This is a genomic window from Micromonospora sp. BRA006-A (genome assembly GCF_033433935.1).
GTDB lineage: Bacteria > Actinomycetota > Actinomycetes > Mycobacteriales > Micromonosporaceae > Micromonospora > Micromonospora aurantiaca.
Genome location: NZ_JANCLW010000001.1, coordinates 2,902,531 through 2,921,304, shown reverse-complemented (window position 1 = coordinate 2,921,304; position 18,774 = coordinate 2,902,531). Strand labels below are relative to the sequence as shown.

Below are 18,774 nucleotides of genomic sequence, written 5' to 3'. Positions count from 1 at the left end.
GGCCCGGCGGGACGGAGGACGCGCTCCACGACCCGGCTCTCACGTGCCGGCGCCGAGCTGCCACACCCGGAGGTTCCTGATCCGCGCGGCCCTACTCGTGGCGCTCGGCGAACGGTTCATCGGAAGACGTACGGTGAATCGGGCTCCCCGCCCCGGACGGCCCTCGGCCTCGATCGTGCCGTGGTGGCTCGTGACGACCTCCTGGAGCAGCGCCAGACCCAGGCCGAACCGGCGGTCCCCGGCACCCGCGCCCCTGTGGAACCGGTCGAAGATCCGCCGGGCGTCGGCCTGGTCGAAGCCCTTCCCGGTGTCGGCGATGACGAACTCGGCGGCGTCGCCGGCGGCCCGCAGCGTCACGTCGATCCGGCCTCCCGCCGGCGTGTGGGCCAGCGCGTTCGCGAGCAGTTCGCCGACGACCCGGCGCAGGGGCCGACTCGACGCCCGGCACCGGCAGCGGGTCGCCGGGGGTGTCCAGGGTGAGGGTGACCCGGCGCTCGGCGGCGCGCGGTCGCCCTCGGCGGCGACCGTCGCGCCGACCAGCGAGGTGAGGTCGACCGGCGGATCCGGTTCCCGGTCGGCGGGCGCGGCGGCGAGCCGGGCCGAGAGCAGCAGGTCGTCGACGATCTCGCCGAGCCTGCGGGTGGTGCCGACGATCCTTTCCAGGTCGTCCAGGTTCTTGGCGGCGCCGTCACGGCGCGCCCGGCGCGCGAGCAGTTGGGCGCGGGTGTGCACCTGGGCGATCGGGGTTCGCAGTTCGTGGCTGGCGTCCGCGACGAAGCGCCGCTGCCGGGTCAGCGCTTCCGCGAGGGGCGCGACGGCCCAGCGGCTGACGAGCACACCGGTCAGCATGGCGGCGAGCAGCCCGGCCACCGCCGCGAGGCTGAACGCGAGCAGGAGGTGCCGGCGGTCGGACATCTGGAACCGGGCGTCGAACACCGCCTGGACGACGGTGTCGCCGCGGGCCTCGGTGCGCACGTGGTAGGTCGTGCCGTTGCGCGCGACGGTGGTGATCTCGGTGGCCCGGGTGGCCGGTCTCCCCGGCATGATCGCCCGGCACCGGGCCACCGCGAGCGTGGTCACCGTGGGCAAGCTGTACCAGCTCGTGCGGGACCAGCGCACCGATCCGGCCGACCTGAGCAGCCTGCGGGCCCTGCTGGTCTCCGGTTCCCCGCTCGCACCGGGCCGGCTCGCCGAGGCGCTCGACGTGCTCGGGCCCGTCGTCTTCCAGGGCTACGGCCAGACCGAGACCGGCATGATCACGATGGTGACGCCCGCCGACATGGTGGCGCACCCGGTCGCACTCGCCTCGGTCGGCCGGCCTCCCCCGGTGACCGAACTGTCCATCCGGGACGGCGAGGGCCGTCCCGCCACCGAGCGCGAACTGTTCGTCCGCACACCGGCGCAGGCCGCCTCGTACTGGAACGACCCGGCCGAGAGCGCCGAGGTGTTCGTGGACGGCTGGGTCCGCACCCGCGACCTGGCCCGGCTCGACAGCGACGGCTACCTGCACCTGCTGGGCCGGATCCGGGACGTCGGCATCGTGCAGGCCAACCTGGTGTACGCGGGCCCCATCGAGCGGATCCTCGCCGCCGATCCCACAGTCGCCGAGGCGTACGTCGTCGGCCGTCCCGACGACGCGACCGGGGAGGCGGTGCACGCGTACGTGGTGCCCGCCGCCGGTCACGTGCCTGATGCCGGGCGGCTGCGCGCGCTGGTGGCGGAGGCGCTGGGGGAACCGTCGGTCCCGCGGACGATCCGGTGGATCGACCGGATTCCGGTGGCACCAAGCGGCAAGCCGGACAAGCGTGCCCTGGAGCGCACGCCGATCAGGTGAACCACCGATGGCCTAGCATCCGTGCATGGCCGTACTCGACGAGGCAGCGCAGCGTACCCGCACCCGGCTGCGGGGCACCGCCGTCGGATTCGCCGCCCTGTGGTCCGTCGCCCTCACCGCGTTCGCGGGCGTCAACCTCTGGGTCGGGCTGCGGAACCGGCCGTACCTGCTGCAGTACGGCAGCGACGCGGGTGACCGCTTCGGGACCAACGTCATGGTGCTGCTGTCGTGGCTCGGCATCGTCGCCACGGTCGGCCTCGCCACGTGGGTCACTGCGCTGGTGGTGCTGACGCAGACCCCCGGCATGCACAGAGGGCTGCGAACCCGGGTCCGCGTGGCATCGGCCGTGGTGCTCGTCGGCACTCCGGTGGTCACCGTCGCCGCGCTCGTCCTCGCGTACGCGCTGATCGTGCCGCGGATCTACTCGGGAGTGCAGTTCTGAAGCCCGGGGTTCCGTCCGCCTCCGGGGACAACGACGTGGCGGGTGCCGGTCCGCGTTCGGCCCGGCGAAACCGGACCCGCGCCGCTCGGTAACGACGGTGATCAGGCCGACGCTCTACTACCAACTCTTAGTAGTTCCCCTAGGATGGCGACCGCATCAGGTCGGAGCGATGGGCGCCGGGTCCATGTCTCCCTGACGAAGGGGATCAGCGGTGCCTCTCCCGCGGCGTCATCGGTCGCCGGCGCACGGCGCGGCACGGTGGCTGCTGCTCGTGTGGCTGGCGTGCTGTCCCGCCGTGTTCGTGGTGCTCGGGTTCGCGTCGCCCGCCGCCGCGCACTTCAAGCTGCTCAAGGTCGTACCGGCCGACGGCGCACGCGTGGACGGCGCGGTCGAGGAGATCCGGCTGACGTTCAGCGCCCCCGGCACGCCCACCGCGGCCGGCTTCACGCTCTCCCGCGAGGGTGCTGCCGTTCCGGTGACCACTCACACCCCCGACGGGGGCCGTACGTGGCTGGTCCACCCCTCCGCCGCGTTGACCGACGGGAAGTTCACGCTGCGCTGGAGCGTGGCCGCTCCGGACGCCCATCCGCTGACCGGCGACGTCACGTTCACCGTGGTCCCGGCCGCCGCGCCACCGGGCGCGACCGCCGCCCCTCGGCCCACGGCCGGTTCGCACGGGCACACCGGTCACGGTGGACCGGCCGTTCCGTCGGCGTCGCCGCCGGCCCACTCCGGCGGGCACGCGGTGGGTCACACCGCCGACGCCGACCAGGGTCCGGTGCGGTTCGTCGGCACGGCGGGGCGCTGGCTGTCCTACGGGGCGATCCTGCTCGGCGTGGGTGGTCTCGTCTTCGCGCTGACCACACTGGTGGGTACGCGCAGCGACATCCGGCTGGTCCAGGTCTGGGTCCGCATCGCCGGGCTGGCTGTGGTGGCCGGCGTGCTGCTCGAACTGGCGGCGCTGGCGGCCGTGTTCGGCGGGGGCGGTGTCGCCTCGGCGGTCAGCGTGCAGGCGCTGACCGCGCTCGGCCGTACGCCGGTCGCCGCCGGACTGGGTCTGCGGTTCGCCGGCGCGGCCGGGCTGCTCGTGGCCGGTTCCCTGGAGGCGGCGCTGATCCGGGGCCGGCACGCCGTCGGCCGGCACGCCGTGGTGACGGTCGCCGCGATCCCGACCGCCCCTCGCCCCCTGGTCGTGCCGCCCACCGGCGCCGTGAGCGGCGACGAGGTCCAGCGGGTACGCGCGCGGGCGGTCCGGCCGGTGCTCCTCGGCGTCACGGTGGCGCTGCTGCTCGGTTCGTTCCTGTTCGACGGGCACACCGTCACCGCCGGGCCACGGGCGATCGTCGTGGCGGCGGACGTGGCGCACACCGTCGCCGCGGCGGTGTGGGTCGGCGGGGTTCTGCTCCTGGCGGCGCTGCTGCTGGGGCGTGCGCGCCTCGGTGTGCCGACGGGCGCCGCCGAGATGGCGGTGCGGTTCTCCGTCCCGGCCACCGCGGCGGTGACGCTCACCGGCGTCGCGGGTGCCGCGTTGACGCTGGCGATCCTGGACCGGCCCGGTCACCTGGTGAGCACCGGGTGGGGGCGGGTACTCCTGGTCAAGGTCGCGCTGGTGACGGTGGTGGCCGTCGTCGGGCTCTACAACAGCAGGCGGGTGGTGCCCCGGCTGGACGAACCCACCCCGGAGGGCATGCGTCGCCTGCGCCGCACCGTGCTGGCGGAGGCGGTGCTGATGGTCGCCGTCCTGCTGGCCACCGCCGTCCTGGTCAACACCGGCATGTAGACCCCGGGCCCGCGCCGCCGTGGCGGTCCCGGCGTCTACAGGCAGAACAGGATGCCGGTGACCACGCCGGCGCCCAGGGGTGCCGCCAGGGCGGTCGAGGCGAGCAGGGCGCGGGCGGGCAGGTTGCGGCGATGCGGGCGGCGTCCCTGGAGGCGCTGCAGCCGGATGGCCACGTCGGCGCCGGCCATCGACAGCGCGGGCGGCGGGTGCGGCGCGCCGGCGAAGGTCAGCAACGCGTCGCGTACGGCGGTCGGGCCGCATTCGCGGACGGCGGCGGCGTCGGCGCGCAGTTCGACGAGCAGGCGCACTGCTGCGGGCGCCTGGCGGGTCAGGGGCAGCCACGGTACGGCGGCGGCGAGCCCTTCCACGGCGGCCACCAGGAGATGGTGACGTTCCCGCAGGTGTGCCCGCTCGTGGCTGAGCACCGCGGCGAGCTGGTCCGCCGGCAGGTCACCGGCGGCGCTGGCCAGGACCGTCAGTCCGCCGGACCCGCCGAGGCTGTAGGCCATCGGGGTCGGGTGCGGGATCCACAGCACCGGCGCCTCGCCGCGTTCCGGCGGGCGGCCGGCGAGCGCGAGCAGGTCGGCGTGGGCGCGGCGGGCGCGGCGGGCGCGCATCGCCCGCCGGGTGCACGTCACCGTGAACCGGGCGAGCACGGCCAGCAGGAGCAGCGCTCCGGTCGCCCCGACGATCTCGTCGACGGCGGGCGGCCGGCTGGGTTGCGCCCAGTGCCAGCAGATGCGGGCGAGGTCGTGCAGCGCCCACTGCCGGGTGCTGCCGGGGGCGAGGAGCATCACAGTGGCGAGGACGAAGGTGCCGATCACCGCGACGATCAGGCCGAGCCAGCCCAGCAGCATCGCGACGGGGTCGGCGACGTGCCGGAAGCACAGCCGCAACGCGGCGGGCCCACACCAGGCGACTACCGCCGCGCCGGCGACGAGGGCGAGCGCGAGGCTCACGCCTCGGACTCCCGCTCGTCGAGGACCTGCCGCAGGATGTGCAGCTCGTGGTCGGAGGCGGACCGGGCGAAGTGCAGGAGCACCAGGTCGGGGTGGGTGCTCGTCTCGACGACCCGGCGCAGTGTCCGCGCGATGATCTCCTCGCGGGTGCCGGCGGCCCGGTAGCGGTAGGCCTTGCCGTCCTTCTCGCGTACGGCCCAGCCCTTGCGGTGCAGGTTGTCCAGCACGGTGAGCACCGTCGTGTACGCCAGGACCCGGTCGGTGGTCACCGCGTCGAGGACGTCACGCACGAGCACGGGCTCGGGGGCACGCCACAGGACGTCCATCACCGCCGATTCGAGTCTGCCCAGTTCCGCCACGTGCTCTCCCTTCGTGCCGGCCAGGGTACGTCAGGTGTCGTGGCGGTGCGGCCGGTCCCGACGCCGGGGCCGGGACCGGCCGCACCCGGCCGTCTACAGGCGGTCGAGGATCTTCTGCAGGGTCTGCACCTCGGCGGCCTGATCCGAGGCGATCTTGGCGGCCAGCGCCTTGGCCTCGGGGTTGCTCCCGTCGGCCTGCTCGGTCCGGGCCATGTCGATGGCGCCCTTGTGGTGGGCGATCATCATCTCGGCGAACATCTTGTCGAACGCGGGGCCCTTGGCCGCGGCGAGGTCCTTCATCTGCTGCTCGGACATCATGCCGGGCATCCCCGCGTCCATCCCCGGCATGCCGTGCCCGGGCGTGGCGCTCATGCCGGGCATGCTGTGGTCGCCGGGCAGGTCCGTGGGCTTACCCCAGGCCGTGAGCCACCCCTTCATGGTGGTGATCTCCGGATCCTGCGCCGCCTTGATCTTCACGGCCAGGTCCTTCAGTTCGCTGTCGCTCGCGCGCGTCGGGGCCAGGTCGGCCATCGTCACCGCCTGCTGGTGGTGCGGGATCATCATCTGGGCGAACATCACGTCCGCGTCGTTGACTGTGGCGTCGGCCGAGGCCGAGGCGCCCGCCGCGGAACTGCTGCCGGCGCCGTGCGTCATACCGCCGGTGTCGTCCGCGCCGCCGCAGGCGGCGGTGGTGAGCAGGGCGGACAGGGCAACGCCCGCGAGGGCGGCGCGGCGCAGGATGGTCGGTTTCATCGGTACGTGGTCCTTGTCGTGAGGTGTGCCGGAACGGAGTCGTCGGGTCCGGGCGGGACGCCGGACCGTGCTCTGCTCACGTGCGCAGGACCGTGACGGCTCGCAGGAGCAGCCCGATGGGCCGGCGGGGTGGACCCCGGTCCGGGCGGGGCCCGCGTGACCGAGGGCCGGCCGGCGTGCCGGTGCCGCGGCGGGGCCGCCACAGCAGGGACAGGGCGCCGAGGACGAGCGCGCCGCCCAGCACCGCCAGGCACACGGTGAACACGTGCGTCCCGTCGCGGTGCCCGGGCGGGCCGTCGTCTCCGTGGGCGGCGTCGGGCGCGGCGATCTCGCGGGCGGCGTCGGCGGCGTGGCCGGTGCTCCCGTGTACGGCGCTCGCGTGGGCGGCGTCGGTTCCGGCCGGGTGGCCGAAGGTGTGCATGCCGAAGACCCCGAACGTCACGGCGACGAACAGCGCCAGCCGCAGCAGCGGGTGAGCGCGTCCCATCCCATCCCCTCCGTACGTCCGGCCCGGCGCGTGGCGTCCACCCCGGCACCAGCGTCTACTACAGGCGCATAGTAGATGGGATATCACGGCGGCCGGGCACGGGGAGGGCGAACGCGCACAACGCGCCACCCGGGAACGACTACGTGACGCGGTAGGCGGTGTAGCGCACCCGGTCGGCCTCACGGATCGCCGACGCGACGAAGACGCACTGCTCCAGCACGGCCAGCGCGGGCACCGACGTCTCCAGTCGTACGCCCAGCCGGAAGTAGTACTCGGCGGGGTCGACCGCGTCGCCGCGCAGCAACGCCTCGAGGACCTCCGGGCGGCCGCTGCGGACGCCGAACGTGCGGAGGTAGACGTGACCGCCGTCGGCGGTGCGCGCCGAGTAGCGGGTGTCGATCTCGATCGCGCCGTCCGGGCGGACCAGTTGCCAGTCGGCGCCGCCGGGAAGGATGCCGGCCTCGAACAGGCCGGTGACCCGGCCGCCGACGACGGGCACCACGCGGCGGTGGCCCGCGCGGGTCACCCCGTGGTCCTCCAGCGCGCCGAGCCGGACCTCCACCTCGAACGCGGCCTCCAGACCGGGAACCGGCGGGCCGCTCACCGGGCCCCACCCGGCTGCTCGGCGCGGCGGACGACGCGTCGGCGCGTACTCATGGGGTGTCCTTGGTCTGCGCGAGGGCGTCGCGGAGGCGTTCCAGCGCGGGCACCGCGGCGGCGAGTGCCGCGCGGTCCTCCGCCGACAGGGTGGCCGCGGCGCGGGCGACCAGGTCTCCGCTCGCGAGGTCGAAGCGGTCGAACAGGTCGAGGGCCTTCGGGGTGGCGAGGACGTCGACGTGGCGGTGGTTGCCGGGACGGGGGCGTCGCTCGACGAGACCGTTGCCCTCCATCGTGGTCAGCAGGTTGCTGACCGTCGAGCGGCTCAGGCGCAGTCGTTCGGCCAGCTCGCCGGGACCGGACACGGTGCCTCGGGGCAGGGCCCGCACGATCTCGATCTGCGCGTCCGGGATCTCCGGCAGGTGCTCGGCGGCGCGGGCGGCGGCGAGCAGCGTACGGCGAAGCGGCGAGATCACCGACGCCAGTCGCGCCGAGTCCAGCCCGGTCGTCTCCGGGCCGGTCACGGCAGGACACCGGAGAAGACGGTCGGCGTCAGGGAGGCCCGTTCGTTGAGGTCGGCGGGCAGGAAGCCGGCCGCCTTCTTGTAGCCGGTGGCGATCTCGGTGAGTTCCTCCGGCGGGATGACGTCGTGGACGTGGTCGAACCCGTCGGGCGCGCGTTCGTGGGCGAGCACCATCACCTGCTCCGGGCCCTGCCGCCTGTTGCTCAGCACGAGCGCGGTGGTCGCCGGCCGCCGGTCCGCCTCGTAGGCGTCGAGCGCCGCCCGCACCGTCGGCGCGGTGGCGAGGTGGAAGGCGAGGGTACGCGCGTCGAGGATCGCCTGCGACGCCCCGTTGGAACCGTTCGGATACATCGGGTGCGCCGCATCCCCGAGCAGCGTCGTGTTCCCGTGGGTCCAGGTGTCGATCGGGTCGCGGTCCACCATGGGGTATTCGAGGATCTCGTCGGCGGCGGCGAGCAGTGCCGGCACGTCGAGCCACGGGAAACGCCAGTCCGCGAAGAGGGAGACGACCGGCGCGGGGTCGACCGTCCGGTTCCAGTCCGCGTTGGGCCCGGCGAAACCGGGCCCGCGCCGCTCGGCGACGACGTTGACCAGGCCGGCACCGATCGGGTACGCGACGAACTTCTGTTCCGCGTCCCCCGCCATGATCATGGTTCGCCCGTCCAGGAAGCCGGGTGCCCGTGCCGTGCCCCGCCACAGCGTCAGCCCGTTCCAGAGCGGCGGCCCTTCGCCGGGATGGTGTTGCCCGCGCAACGCGGAGTGGATGCCGTCCGCGCCGACGATCAGGTCGCCCGCGACGCTCACCTCCCCCGCCGCCGTCTCGAAGTGCGCGACGCCGTCGCGGACGCCGGCGAGCCGGTGCCCGGTGCGCACCGCGTCGGGCCCCAGCCGTTCCCGCACCACGTCGAGCAGTTCCATCTGGAACCGGCCGCGGTGCACGGATAGCTGCGGCCAGCGATATCCGGCGTCCAGTCCGCGCGGTTCGCTCCAGATCTGCTGACCGTGCCGGTTGTAGTAGGCAAGCGTGCCGGGGGCGGCGCCCAGCCTTTCCACGCGGTCGCCGAGGCCCAATTCGGTCAGCTCCCGGACGGCGTGCGGAAGCAGATTGATCCCGACGCCGAGTGGGCGCAACACGTCGGCCCGCTCGTAGACGGTGATCTCACGGAAGCCGGCCCGGTGCAGGCTGAGAGCGGTGGTGAGGCCACCGATCCCCGCGCCCACGATCACGATCGCCAAGTCGTCGCTCCCTCCGCCACCGTGCCACCAACCGCACAGTTTGGTCACAAAATCGTCACGCGTCAAGACGTATTCCCATCGCGTTCCGAGCACTCGTCTCGCAATGCGATTCGCTTTATCGGAATTCTTGACAATCAATCACCTCTGCATGACGCTGATCGACGCGGTCGGATGGTTCACCTCACCTCACCGGCCCCCAATCCTCCGGATGCACCAGCGCTTCGCACGGAAGGGGTCGTCCATGAAGAAGGTCACCGCCCTCGCTGTTCTCGCCGGCGTCGCGATCGCCCTGACCGGTTGCACGGACTCCGACGCCACCGATCCGTCCCCCGGGGCGAGCGGCGACCTGCGCAAGGTCCGCGTGGCCGCGTTGCCGATCAGCGAGACCGCCGCGCTGTGGGGCGGCATCAAGGCGGGCATCTTCCGGGAGCAGGGGCTCGACGTGGAGGTCGTGCCCGCGCAGGGCGGCGCACAGGCCATCCCGGCGCTGCTCAACGGCGACATCGACTTCGCCATCGGTCAGCCGTTCGGCCCGTTCCGCGCCGACCTGCAGAACCTCGGCGTGGTGATCATCGGGAACTACGCGTCGTCCTACGCCGACGGTGACGACATCAACGCCGTGGTGGCGTCGGCGAAGTCGGGCATCACCCGGCCCGCCCAGCTCGCCGGGCGCAAGGTGTCGGTGAACAGCCTGGGCGCCGCCGGCGACGTCACGATCATGGCGGCGGTCGAGAAGGACGGCGGCGATCCGGCGAAGGTCAAGTTCGTCGAGGTCGCCTTCCCGGACGCGGCGGCCCAGCTCGCCGCCGGCAACATCGACGCCGCCTGGGTGACCGAGCCGTTCATCACCCAGCTGCGCGAACGCGGCGACGTCCTCGTGGTCGCCCCGTACCAGGCCACCGTCCCCGGGCTCGCCACCCTGACGACGATCACGTCGAGCGAGCTGAAGGACTCCGACGCCGCCCTGGTCGCGGACTTCTCGTCGGCGATGAAGAAGACGCTCACCTGGGCCAAGGATCCGGCGAACGAGAAGGATCTGCGTCAAGCCATCAAGGACAATCTCGAACTGCCGGAGGCGGTGGCGGACTCGGTGCGGCTCCCGGCGTTCGGGTGGGAGCTCGACCGGGCCGGCCTGGAACAACTGGCGACGCTCGCCCAGAAGTACCGCGTCCTCGACCGGCGACCCGACTTCGACCGCCTCATCCAGCAGCAGTAGCCGGCCGATGCGCAAGATCCTGCTGGGCGCCGCGGGCCTGCTGGGGTTCCTCGTCGTCTGGCAACTGATCCCGGCCCTGGGACTTGTCGACCCGCACTACCTGCCGTACGCCACGGACGTGTTCGGGCGGTTGGCGCAGGAGGTCCGCGACCTGGCGTTCTGGCGGCGGGTCCGGCTCACCATGACGTCGTGGGCGATCGGCCTGACGGTGGCGACGCTCGCCGCGGTCGCGCTGGGGACAGTGGTCGGGATGGTGCCGTTCCTGCGCCGCGCGACGCACACGACTGTCGAGTTCCTGCGGCCGGTGCCGTCGGTCGCGCTGATCCCCCTCGCCGTGCTGATGTTCGGCCTGCAGATGCGCGCCGCGCTCGTCATCATCGTCTACGCGGCGTTCTGGCAGGTGTTCGTGCAGGTGATCTACGGCATCGCCGACGTCGACACCGTCGCCCGGGACACCGCGCGCAGTTTCGGCCTCACCCGCGCCGAACGTCTGCGGTACCTCATCCTGCCGACCGCCCTGCCGTACCTGATGACCGGCCTGCGTCTCGGCGCGGCGGTCGCGCTCATCCTGGCCGTCACCGCCGAGATGGTGATCGGCAACCCCGGCCTCGGGCGCATGATCGAACTGTCCCGCTCCGCCGGGGACGCGGTCGGCCTGTACGGCCTCGTCGTGGTCACCGGGATGCTCGGGCTGCTGGTGAACGTCGTGTTCCGCTTCGTCGAACGGCGCTCGCTGGCCTGGCACCAGTCGGTGCTCGCAGACGAGGCGACCCGATGACCGCCGTCGGCGCGGGCCGGGCCCGCCCGCGCGGCCTGGGCGTCCGGGTCGCCGAGAACGTCCTGTTCGCGGTCGGGCTTCCCGTCCTGACCGTGGCGCTCTGGGCCGTCTGGTCCACCCGGTCGGCGAACCGGTTCCTCGTCGGCCCCGGCACGCTCCTCGACGCGTTCCGGCAGACCTGGGTCGGCCCGGCTTTCGTCGACGACGTCCTGCCCAGCCTGTACCGGCTCCTGCTCGGACTGTTCGCGTCGATCCTGCTCGGCGTCGCCGCCGGCGTCGTCATCGGCCGGTTCCGCCCGCTACGCGAGATCCTCGAACCGCTGCTGGAGTTCTTCCGCGCGATTCCGCCACCCGTACTGATCCCGGTCGCGATGCTGCTGCTCGGCATCACCGACACCATGAAGGTCGTCGTCATCGTGTCCGGGGCGATCTGGCCGATCCTGCTGAACACGATCGAAGGCGTCCGGGCCACAGACAGCGTGATGATGGAGACCGCGTCCTCGTTCCGGATCTCCCGGTGGGACCGGCTGTGGCGGCTGATCCTCCCGGCGGCGAGCCCGCGCATCATGACCGGCGTACGGCAGGCGCTCTCGGTGGCCCTGATCCTCATGGTCATCTCGGAGATGTTCGCGTCGTCGGCCGGCCTCGGTTACCGGATCGCCTACTTCCAGCGGAACTACCTCATCGCCGAGATGTGGAGCGGGATCCTGCTGCTCGGCCTCATCGGCGTCGCCCTCGCCGTGGTCTTCGGTGTCGTCGAACGCCGCGTCCTGCGCTGGTACCACGGAATGAAGGAGGTCACCCGTGCCTGACGGAAGCCCTCTGCTGCGGGTCGAGCACCTGCGGAAGGTCTACGCCTCCGGCCGGGGCGAGGTCGAGGCGATCGGGGACATCAGCTTCACCATGGATCCCGGCGAGCTGCTGTGCGTCGTCGGTCCGTCAGGCTGTGGGAAGACCACCCTCCTGAAATGCCTCGCCGGGCTGCTCCGTCCCACCAGCGGCCTCGTCGAGATGGAGGGGTCGCCGGTGACCGGGCCGAGCCCGGCGATGGCGGTGGTCTTCCAGGAGTACGGCCGCAGCCTCTACCCGTGGCTGACGGTCCGCGGCAACGTGGAGCTTCCGCTCCGCCACAAGAAGCTCTCCCGCGCCGAACGCGCCCGGACGGTCGCCGACGCCCTCGACGCGGTCGGGCTGCCGCAGTCGGCGCGCAGCCATCCGTGGCAGCTCTCCGGCGGGATGCAGCAGCGGGTGGCGATCGCGCGCGCCATCGCGTACCAGCCGGACGTGCTCATCATGGACGAGCCGTTCGCCGCTGTGGACGCGCAGACCCGCGCCGACCTGGAGGATCTCGTCCGCGAACTGCACCTGACCCGGGGGATCTCCACCGTCTTCGTGACGCACGACATCGACGAGTCGGTGTATCTGGGTCAGCGTGTGCTCGTCCTGTCGAACTCACCGACCCGGGTGCGGGAGGACCTCGTCATCGACCTCCCCCGGGAACGCGACCAGCTCACCACCCGGGCCCTGCCCCGGTTCACCGAACTGCGGACCCACGTCTACGAGCAGATCCAGCGGTCCAAGCGCGGGCCGGTGGTCCCGTCCTCGCGGGTCCACCGGCCATAGCTGCATCGGTCACCACCGATCTAGTTTCGAGGTGACGGACCGATGGAGGGCGGAAGCATGATCGGAACCCTGGTGGAGAACGGTCTCACGGCGCTGGCCCGCTACGACTCCTACGGCCAGGAACAGATCGACGAGATCGTGAAGAAGGCGTCGGTGGCCGCGCTCGGCCGGCACGCCGAACTCGCGATGCTGGCGGTCGAGGAGACCGGCCGTGGCGTGTTCGAGGACAAGGCGGTGAAGAACATCTTCGCCTGCGAACACGTCACCAACCACATGGCCGACATCCGTACCGTCGGGGTGATCGCGCAGGACGACATCACGGGCATCACCCAGATCGCCGAGCCGGTGGGCGTGGTGGCCGCGGTGACGCCCGTGACGAACCCGACCTCGACCACCATCTTCAAGGCGCTGCTGGCCCTCAAGACCCGCAACCCGGTGATCTTCGCCTTCCACCCGGCGGCGCAGCGGTGCAGCGCGGAGGCGGCCCGCACGGTCCGCGACGCCGCCGTCGCCGCCGGCGCGCCGGAGCACTGCATCCAGTGGATCGACGAGCCGTCGGTGGACGCGACGAACGAGCTGATGCGGCATCCCGCCGTCTCGGTGGTCCTGGCGACCGGCGGCAACGCGATGGTCCGGGCCGCCTACTCCACCGGCAAACCGGCGCTCGGCGTCGGCGCCGGCAACGTCCCCGCGTACCTGGAGGCGTCGGCCGACGTGGCCCGCGCGGTGAACGACGTGGTGCTGTCCAAGGCGTTCGACAACGGCATGATCTGCGCCTCCGAGCAGGCCGTCATCATCGACGACGCGATCCGGCCGGCCGCCCTCGCCGAGTTCCGGCGACTGCACGCCCACATCGCGACGCCGGAGGAGAAGTCGCTGCTGGAGAAGCTGCTCTTCGGCTCCGGGAAGCTCAACCCGGACGTGGTCGGGCAGCCGGTGACCTGGATCGCCGAACACGCCGGTTTCCCGGTCGACCCGAACACCGCGATCATCCTGGTCCCGGTCGACCGGGTCGGCCCGGCCGAGCCGCTGACCCGGGAGAAGCTCTGCCCGGTGCTCGCACTGCTGCCCGCCACCGGCCACGACCAGGCCTTCCGGTACGCCGAGCAGATGGTCGAGTTCGACGGTCTGGGTCACAGCGCCGTCATCCACACGCGGGACGCCGACCTGGCCGAGGCGTACGGCCGCCGGGTCAAGGCCGTCCGGATCATCTGGAACGCACCGGCCTCCCAGGGCGGCATCGGCGACATGTACAACGCCTTCCTGCCGTCGCTGACGCTGGGCTGCGGAAGCTACGGCCACAACTCGGTGTCGCACAACGTCACGGCGGTCGACCTCATCAACATCAAGAGGGTGGCCCGGCGGACGAACAACCTGCAGTGGTTCAAGGTTCCGCCGAAGATCTACTTCGAGCCGAACGCGATCCGCTACCTCGCCGACATGCCCGGCGTGCACCGGGTCACCGTGGTGACCGACCACACCATGACCAGACTGGGGTACGTGGACCGCGTGCTGTCCGTGCTGCACCGCCGCCGCGAGCAGGTGGCCCTGCAGATCATCGACGACGTCGAGCCGGAGCCCAGCGTGCGTACCGTCGACCGGGGCGCCGAGTCGATGCGCTCGTTCCGCCCGGACACCATCATCGCGCTCGGCGGGGGGTCGGCGATGGACGCCGCCAAGGTGATGTGGCTGCGCTACGAGCACCCCGAGGTGGTCTTCGCCGATCTGCGAGAGAAGTTCTTCGACATCCGCAAACGCGCCTTCAAGTTCCCCACCCTCGGCGCGCTGGCCCAGCTCGTCTGCATCCCGACCACCTCCGGCACCGGAGCCGAGGTCACCCCGTTCGCGGTCATCACCGACACCGAGTCCGGCAAGAAGTACCCGCTCGCCGACTACGCCCTCACACCGAGCGTGGCGATCGTCGACCCGGTCCTGGCCGCCGACCTGCCGGCGGTGGTCACCGCGGACAGCGGCTTCGACGCGCTCACCCACGCGATCGAGTCGTACGTGTCCGTCTACGCCAACGACTTCACCGACGGGCTGGCCCTGCACGCCGTCCGGCTCATCTTCGGCAACCTCGCCCGGGCCGTCCACCAGGGCGCCGCCGACCCCGCGGCCCGCGAGAAGATGCACAACGCCGGGACGATCGCCGGCATGGCGTTCGGCAGCGCCTTCCTCGGCATCGTGCACGCCATGTCGCACACCCTGGGTGCCACCTTCCACGTCGCACACGGGCGCACCAACGCGATCCTGCTCCCGCACGTCATCAGGTACAACGGCACCGTGCCGAGCAAGCTCACCGGCTGGCCCAGGTACGAGACCTACCGGGCGCCGCAACGCTTCGCCGACATCGCCCGTACCCTCGGGCTCCCCGCGGCGACCGACGCCGAAGCGGTCGAAGCTCTGGCCACGGCGATCGAGCGCCTGCGCGACGAGGTCGGCATCGAGCCGTCCTTCGCGGCAGTCGGCGTGGACGAGCGGGCCTTCCTCGCGGCGCTGCCGCAGCAGGCGCTGAACGCGTACGAGGACCAGTGCGCGCCGGCGAACCCGCGGATGCCGATGCTCGACGACATGCAGGAACTGATGCGTGCCGCGTACTACGGACCGGCGACCGCCGGCTGATCCGGCGGTGACTGCCGCTTCGCTCAGGAGGGCCCGGCGGTGCGCGGCGGTCGCCGGCGAGGGCCGAAGGTCCCTCGGCTTCCGGTCTGCGGCCCCCCGTGGCAGGGCGCCGCCGGGCCTAGGCTGGGTCCGGACAAGACGAGATCAGTGGAAGGAAGCACGGTGACCGCGGTCGAATCCGAACTCCGTACGCTCGCCGAACTCGACGACACCGAACTCGCCCGTCTGGACGCGTGGTGGCGGGCGAACAACTACCTCACCATCGGTCAGATCTACCTGCAGGGCAACCCACTGCTGCGCGAGCCCTTGTCGGCCGAGCACATCAAGCCGCGCCTGCTCGGCCACTGGGGAACCAGCCCCGGCCTGTCGCTGATCTACGCGCACGTCTCCCGGCTGATCCGGCACACCGGCCAGCAGGCCATCTACCTGGCCGGTCCGGGTCACGGCGGGCCGGCACTGGTGGCCGCCGGCTACCTGGAGGGCACCTACAGCGAGATCTACCCGGACGTCAGCCAGGACGAGGCCGGGATGCTGCGCCTGTTCCGGCAGTTCTCCAGCCCGGGCGGTATCCCGTCGCACGTGTCGGTGACCACCCCGGGTTCCATTCACGAGGGCGGTGAGCTGGGCTACGTCCTGGTCCACGCGTTCGGCGCGGTCATGGACAACCCGGACCTGCTGGCCATCGCGGTGGTGGGCGACGGCGAGGCCGAGACCGGGCCCCTTGAGGGCTCCTGGAAGGGCGTGTCCTTCCTCAACCCGGAGCGCGACGGCGCGGTCCTGCCGATCCTGCACCTCAACGACGCCAAGATCTCCGGCCCCACCGTGCTGGGGCGCAAGAACCCCGAGGAGGTACGCCACCTGCTGCGGGGCCACGGTTACGACGTCATCGAGGTCGAGGGCTCCGACCTGCCCGGCATGCACCACCGCTTCGCCGCCGCCCTGGCCACCGCCTGGACGAGGATCCGCGACATCCAGACCGCCGCCCGTGACGGCTCTTGGGACGGTACGCGTCCGACCTGGCCGCTGATCATCCTGCGGTCGCCGAAGGGCTGGACCGGGCCGGACACCGTCGACGGGGTCACCGTCACCGGGACGTGGCGCTCCCACCAGGTGCCGCTGTCCGGCGTCAAGGACAATCCGGAGCACCTCGCGCTGCTGGAGCGCTGGCTCAGGTCGTACCGTCCGGAGGAGCTGTTCGACTCCTCCGGCGCGCCCGTGGCGCTGGTCCGGGACCAGGCCCCCGACGGCGACCTGCGGATGAGCGCCAGCCCGCACGCGAACGGCGGGCTGCTCACCCGGGATCTGGACCTGCCGGACTTCCGTTCCTACGCGATCGAGGTGCCTCAGCCGGCGCAGCAGCGGGCCGAGTCGACGCGCAAGCTGGGCGAGATGATGCGCGACATCTACGCCCGCAACGCCGACCGGTTCCGGTTGTTCTGTCCGGACGAGACGAACAGCAACCGCCTCGGCGGCGTCTTCGACGTCTCCGACCGCGCCTTCATGGAGCGGGTGACACCGGAGGACGTGGCGATCAGCCGCGACGGCCGGGTCATGGAGGTGCTCAGCGAGCACAACTGCCACGGTTGGCTGGAGGGCTACAACCTGACCGGCCGGCACGGCATGTTCGCCACCTACGAGGCGTTCGCCATGGTCAGCGCCTCGCAGACGGTGCAGCACGGCAAGTGGCTGCAGGAGGCCAAGCACCTGCCGTGGCGCGCGAAGGTGCCGAGCCTCAACGTGCTGCTGACCTCGACGGCGTGGCGCAACGACCACAACGGCTTCTCCCACCAGGGCCCGGGCCTGATCCAGGTGGTGCTCACCCAGCGCGGCGACGTCGCCCGGGTCTACCTGCCGCCGGACGCCAACACCCTGCTGTCGGTGGCCGACCACTGCTTCCGGTCGCGGTCGTACATCAACCTGATCGTCATCGACAAGCAGCCGCAGTTGCAGTACCTCTCCATGGACGAGGCGATCGAGCACTGCGCCCGCGGCGCGGGGATCTGGGAGTGGGCCGGCACCGACGACGGCACCAGCGACCCCGACATCGTCCTCGCCTGCGCCGGCGACGTCGTCACCATGGAGACTGTCGCGGCGGCGCAGATCCTGCGCGACCGGCTGCCCGGTCTGAAGGTGCGCGTCGTCAACGTGGTCGACCTGATGGCCCTGGTCCGGCCCAAGGACCATCCGCACGGGATGAGCGAGACCCTGTTCACCGAGCTGTTCACCGACGACGTCGACGTGGTCTTCTCCTTCCACGGCTACCCCGGCGCGATCCACCAGCTCGTCCACGGCCGCCCGGACGCGGACCGGTTCCGCGTGCGCGGCTTCATCGAGCAGGGCACGACCACCACCCCGTTCGACATGACGGTGCGCAACAAGGCGTCGCGGTACCACCTCGTGATGGACGCCATCAACAACGCCAAGCGTCTGCCGCGCGGTGCGGCGGACCTCAAGGCGTGGTGCCGCAGTCAGCTCGACCGCCACGAGGCGTACGTGGTGGAGCACCTGGAGGACATGCCCGAGGTCCGCGACTGGGCCCTGGGTGACTGGGCCGCACGCGGCTGAGTTCGCTGCGGACGGTGGCGCCGGCCGGCGCCACCGTCCGCCTCCCCGTCCGCGCGGGTCCGTCGTCGTCAGAACACGCGCGTACGGTGTGCCCCGGACGCGAGGCCCGCGATCGGGCCGACGGCGCCGTCCCGGTCCGGCTGCCGGAGTTCGCCCGTGAGGTCGACGTCCATGACGGCGGGGCTGCCGTCCGTTTCCTCGAACTCCGCGTCGGCGCACCGGACCCGTTCCAGGTCCCGGCCGGTGACCACACCGATGCGGGCCTCGTCGAACGCCTCGGGCAAATCGGTGACGAGCCAGACCGCGTCGCCCTCGGCTACGACTGCCGCCGACGCGGCGCCCAGCACCAGTGGCTCGTGCTCACCCTCGAACGGCCGGGCGCCGGCGGCGTAGGTGTTCGCGCGGACGTACACCGGTTGTCTCACCTCGACGTACTTCTGCTGGTCGCTCGGCGGCTGGGCGGCGAGGCGGGCCAGGTACTCGGCGAACGACGCCGGATGCCCGTCGTATCCGGCGGTGCCGGCCAGCGGCGGCCCCTCGCCCTCCGCGCCCGCGCCGTAGGCCGCGTCCGGGTCGCCGCCCAGGAAGAGGTTCCCCACGTACCTGTCGTCGCCGCCGTAGATCACCGCGTAGCCGGCGACCTGGGTGCTGTGCGGCAGGTGGTACGGCGTCGCACGGTCCAGCACCGGCTCCAGTACAGCGCTCGCGGCGACGAGCAAGGTCGACCTGCCCACCCAGCCGACCGTAACAACCGATTGCGCCCTCATCGGCCATGAGCGGGAGTCATCGGCCTGCGAACTCGATCCACGGGTACTGACTGAGCCGATGAACGGAGCTGCTGCACAAAGGCGGTGTCGGACCGGAAGCGGCTCGGGTGCGGGGGCCAGGCCGACGGAACGCGCTCGCCCAGCGGCAAATTCGATACCTGCGAGTTGCGATGCTTCAAGACGGACGGCGGTGGATTGCTATCTGTGGGTGACTCACGCTGGGCCGCCTGGAG

The 18,774-nt window shown here is 72.0% G+C and carries 18 protein-coding genes; 9 read left to right on the top strand and 9 right to left on the bottom strand.

Annotation, left to right across the window (positions count from 1 at the left end; all coding sequences use genetic code 11):
• Positions 1 to 39: 39 nt before the first annotated feature.
• A complete protein-coding gene (locus tag NMK34_RS13150; RefSeq protein WP_318333606.1) occupies positions 40 to 1,080 on the bottom strand; it encodes a HAMP domain-containing sensor histidine kinase in 1,041 nt (346 codons plus the stop codon).
• A 1-nt stretch (position 1,081) separates the two neighbouring features.
• On the opposite strand from NMK34_RS13150, the gene NMK34_RS13145 reads away from it, so the two are divergent.
• The 3 genes from NMK34_RS13145 (at position 1,082) to NMK34_RS13135 (ending at position 4,056) form a co-directional block, all read left to right on the top strand.
• On the top strand, positions 1,082 to 1,834 hold the full coding sequence (locus tag NMK34_RS13145; protein WP_318333605.1) for a fatty acid--CoA ligase family protein: 753 nt from the start codon (positions 1,082 to 1,084) through the stop codon (positions 1,832 to 1,834).
• Positions 1,835 to 1,859: 25 nt separating this feature from the next.
• A complete protein-coding gene (locus tag NMK34_RS13140) occupies positions 1,860 to 2,276 on the top strand; it encodes a hypothetical protein (RefSeq protein WP_318333604.1) in 417 nt (138 codons plus the stop codon).
• A 271-nt stretch (positions 2,277 to 2,547) separates the two neighbouring features.
• A complete protein-coding gene (locus NMK34_RS13135; RefSeq protein ID WP_412098951.1) occupies positions 2,548 to 4,056 on the top strand; it encodes a CopD family protein in 1,509 nt (502 codons plus the stop codon).
• 35 nt (positions 4,057 to 4,091) lie between these two features.
• Here the strand turns inward: NMK34_RS13135 and NMK34_RS13130 are convergent, their stop codons facing one another.
• The 7 genes from NMK34_RS13130 to NMK34_RS13100 form a co-directional block, all read right to left on the bottom strand.
• Positions 4,092 to 5,015, bottom strand: a complete 924-nt coding sequence (locus NMK34_RS13130) for a M56 family metallopeptidase (protein ID WP_318333602.1) — start codon at positions 5,013 to 5,015, stop codon at positions 4,092 to 4,094.
• Complete coding sequence (locus NMK34_RS13125; RefSeq protein WP_318333601.1) at positions 5,012 to 5,374, bottom strand: BlaI/MecI/CopY family transcriptional regulator; 363 nt, start codon at positions 5,372 to 5,374, stop codon at positions 5,012 to 5,014. Before NMK34_RS13125 ends, NMK34_RS13130 begins: the two co-directional genes overlap by 4 nt.
• Positions 5,375 to 5,467: 93 nt before the next feature.
• Positions 5,468 to 6,127: a DUF305 domain-containing protein gene (locus NMK34_RS13120; protein WP_318333600.1), complete on the bottom strand. Its 660-nt coding sequence runs from the start codon at positions 6,125 to 6,127 to the stop codon at positions 5,468 to 5,470.
• A 76-nt stretch (positions 6,128 to 6,203) separates the two neighbouring features.
• Positions 6,204 to 6,614 (bottom strand): DUF6153 family protein, encoded by a 411-nt coding sequence (locus NMK34_RS13115; RefSeq protein WP_318333599.1) that lies wholly within the window; start codon positions 6,612 to 6,614, stop codon positions 6,204 to 6,206.
• Between the two features lie 139 nt (positions 6,615 to 6,753).
• Entirely contained in the window at positions 6,754 to 7,218 is a 465-nt protein-coding gene (locus NMK34_RS13110; protein WP_318333598.1) for a DUF3237 family protein, read from the bottom strand.
• 49 nt (positions 7,219 to 7,267) lie between these two features.
• Positions 7,268 to 7,735, bottom strand: a complete 468-nt coding sequence (locus NMK34_RS13105; protein WP_318333597.1) for a MarR family winged helix-turn-helix transcriptional regulator — start codon at positions 7,733 to 7,735, stop codon at positions 7,268 to 7,270.
• Complete coding sequence (locus NMK34_RS13100; RefSeq protein ID WP_318336336.1) at positions 7,732 to 8,961, bottom strand: flavin-dependent oxidoreductase; 1,230 nt, start codon at positions 8,959 to 8,961, stop codon at positions 7,732 to 7,734. The genes NMK34_RS13105 and NMK34_RS13100 overlap by 4 nt, the downstream gene beginning before the upstream one ends.
• A gap of 250 nt (positions 8,962 to 9,211) precedes the next feature.
• Between NMK34_RS13100 and NMK34_RS13095 the strand changes: the two genes are divergently transcribed.
• From NMK34_RS13095 to NMK34_RS13070, 6 genes are all read left to right on the top strand, one after another.
• Positions 9,212 to 10,186, top strand: coding sequence for an ABC transporter substrate-binding protein (locus tag NMK34_RS13095; RefSeq protein WP_318333596.1), 975 nt, complete (start codon positions 9,212 to 9,214; stop codon positions 10,184 to 10,186).
• A 7-nt stretch (positions 10,187 to 10,193) separates the two neighbouring features.
• Positions 10,194 to 10,964, top strand: a complete 771-nt coding sequence (locus NMK34_RS13090) for an ABC transporter permease (protein WP_318333595.1) — start codon at positions 10,194 to 10,196, stop codon at positions 10,962 to 10,964.
• On the top strand, positions 10,961 to 11,776 hold the full coding sequence (locus NMK34_RS13085; protein WP_318333594.1) for an ABC transporter permease: 816 nt from the start codon (positions 10,961 to 10,963) through the stop codon (positions 11,774 to 11,776). Before NMK34_RS13090 ends, NMK34_RS13085 begins: the two co-directional genes overlap by 4 nt.
• Entirely contained in the window at positions 11,769 to 12,587 is an 819-nt protein-coding gene (locus tag NMK34_RS13080; protein WP_318333593.1) for an ABC transporter ATP-binding protein, read from the top strand. The genes NMK34_RS13085 and NMK34_RS13080 overlap by 8 nt, the downstream gene beginning before the upstream one ends.
• Positions 12,588 to 12,644: 57 nt before the next feature.
• Positions 12,645 to 15,209, top strand: a complete 2,565-nt coding sequence (gene adhE / locus NMK34_RS13075; protein ID WP_318333592.1) for a bifunctional acetaldehyde-CoA/alcohol dehydrogenase — start codon at positions 12,645 to 12,647, stop codon at positions 15,207 to 15,209.
• 162 nt (positions 15,210 to 15,371) lie between these two features.
• Positions 15,372 to 17,774, top strand: a complete 2,403-nt coding sequence (locus NMK34_RS13070; protein ID WP_318333591.1) for a phosphoketolase family protein — start codon at positions 15,372 to 15,374, stop codon at positions 17,772 to 17,774.
• A gap of 68 nt (positions 17,775 to 17,842) precedes the next feature.
• On the opposite strand, the gene NMK34_RS13065 is transcribed toward NMK34_RS13070, so the two are convergent.
• Positions 17,843 to 18,508 (bottom strand): hypothetical protein, encoded by a 666-nt coding sequence (locus NMK34_RS13065; RefSeq protein WP_318333590.1) that lies wholly within the window; start codon positions 18,506 to 18,508, stop codon positions 17,843 to 17,845.
• Between the last annotated feature and the right edge of the window lie 266 nt (positions 18,509 to 18,774).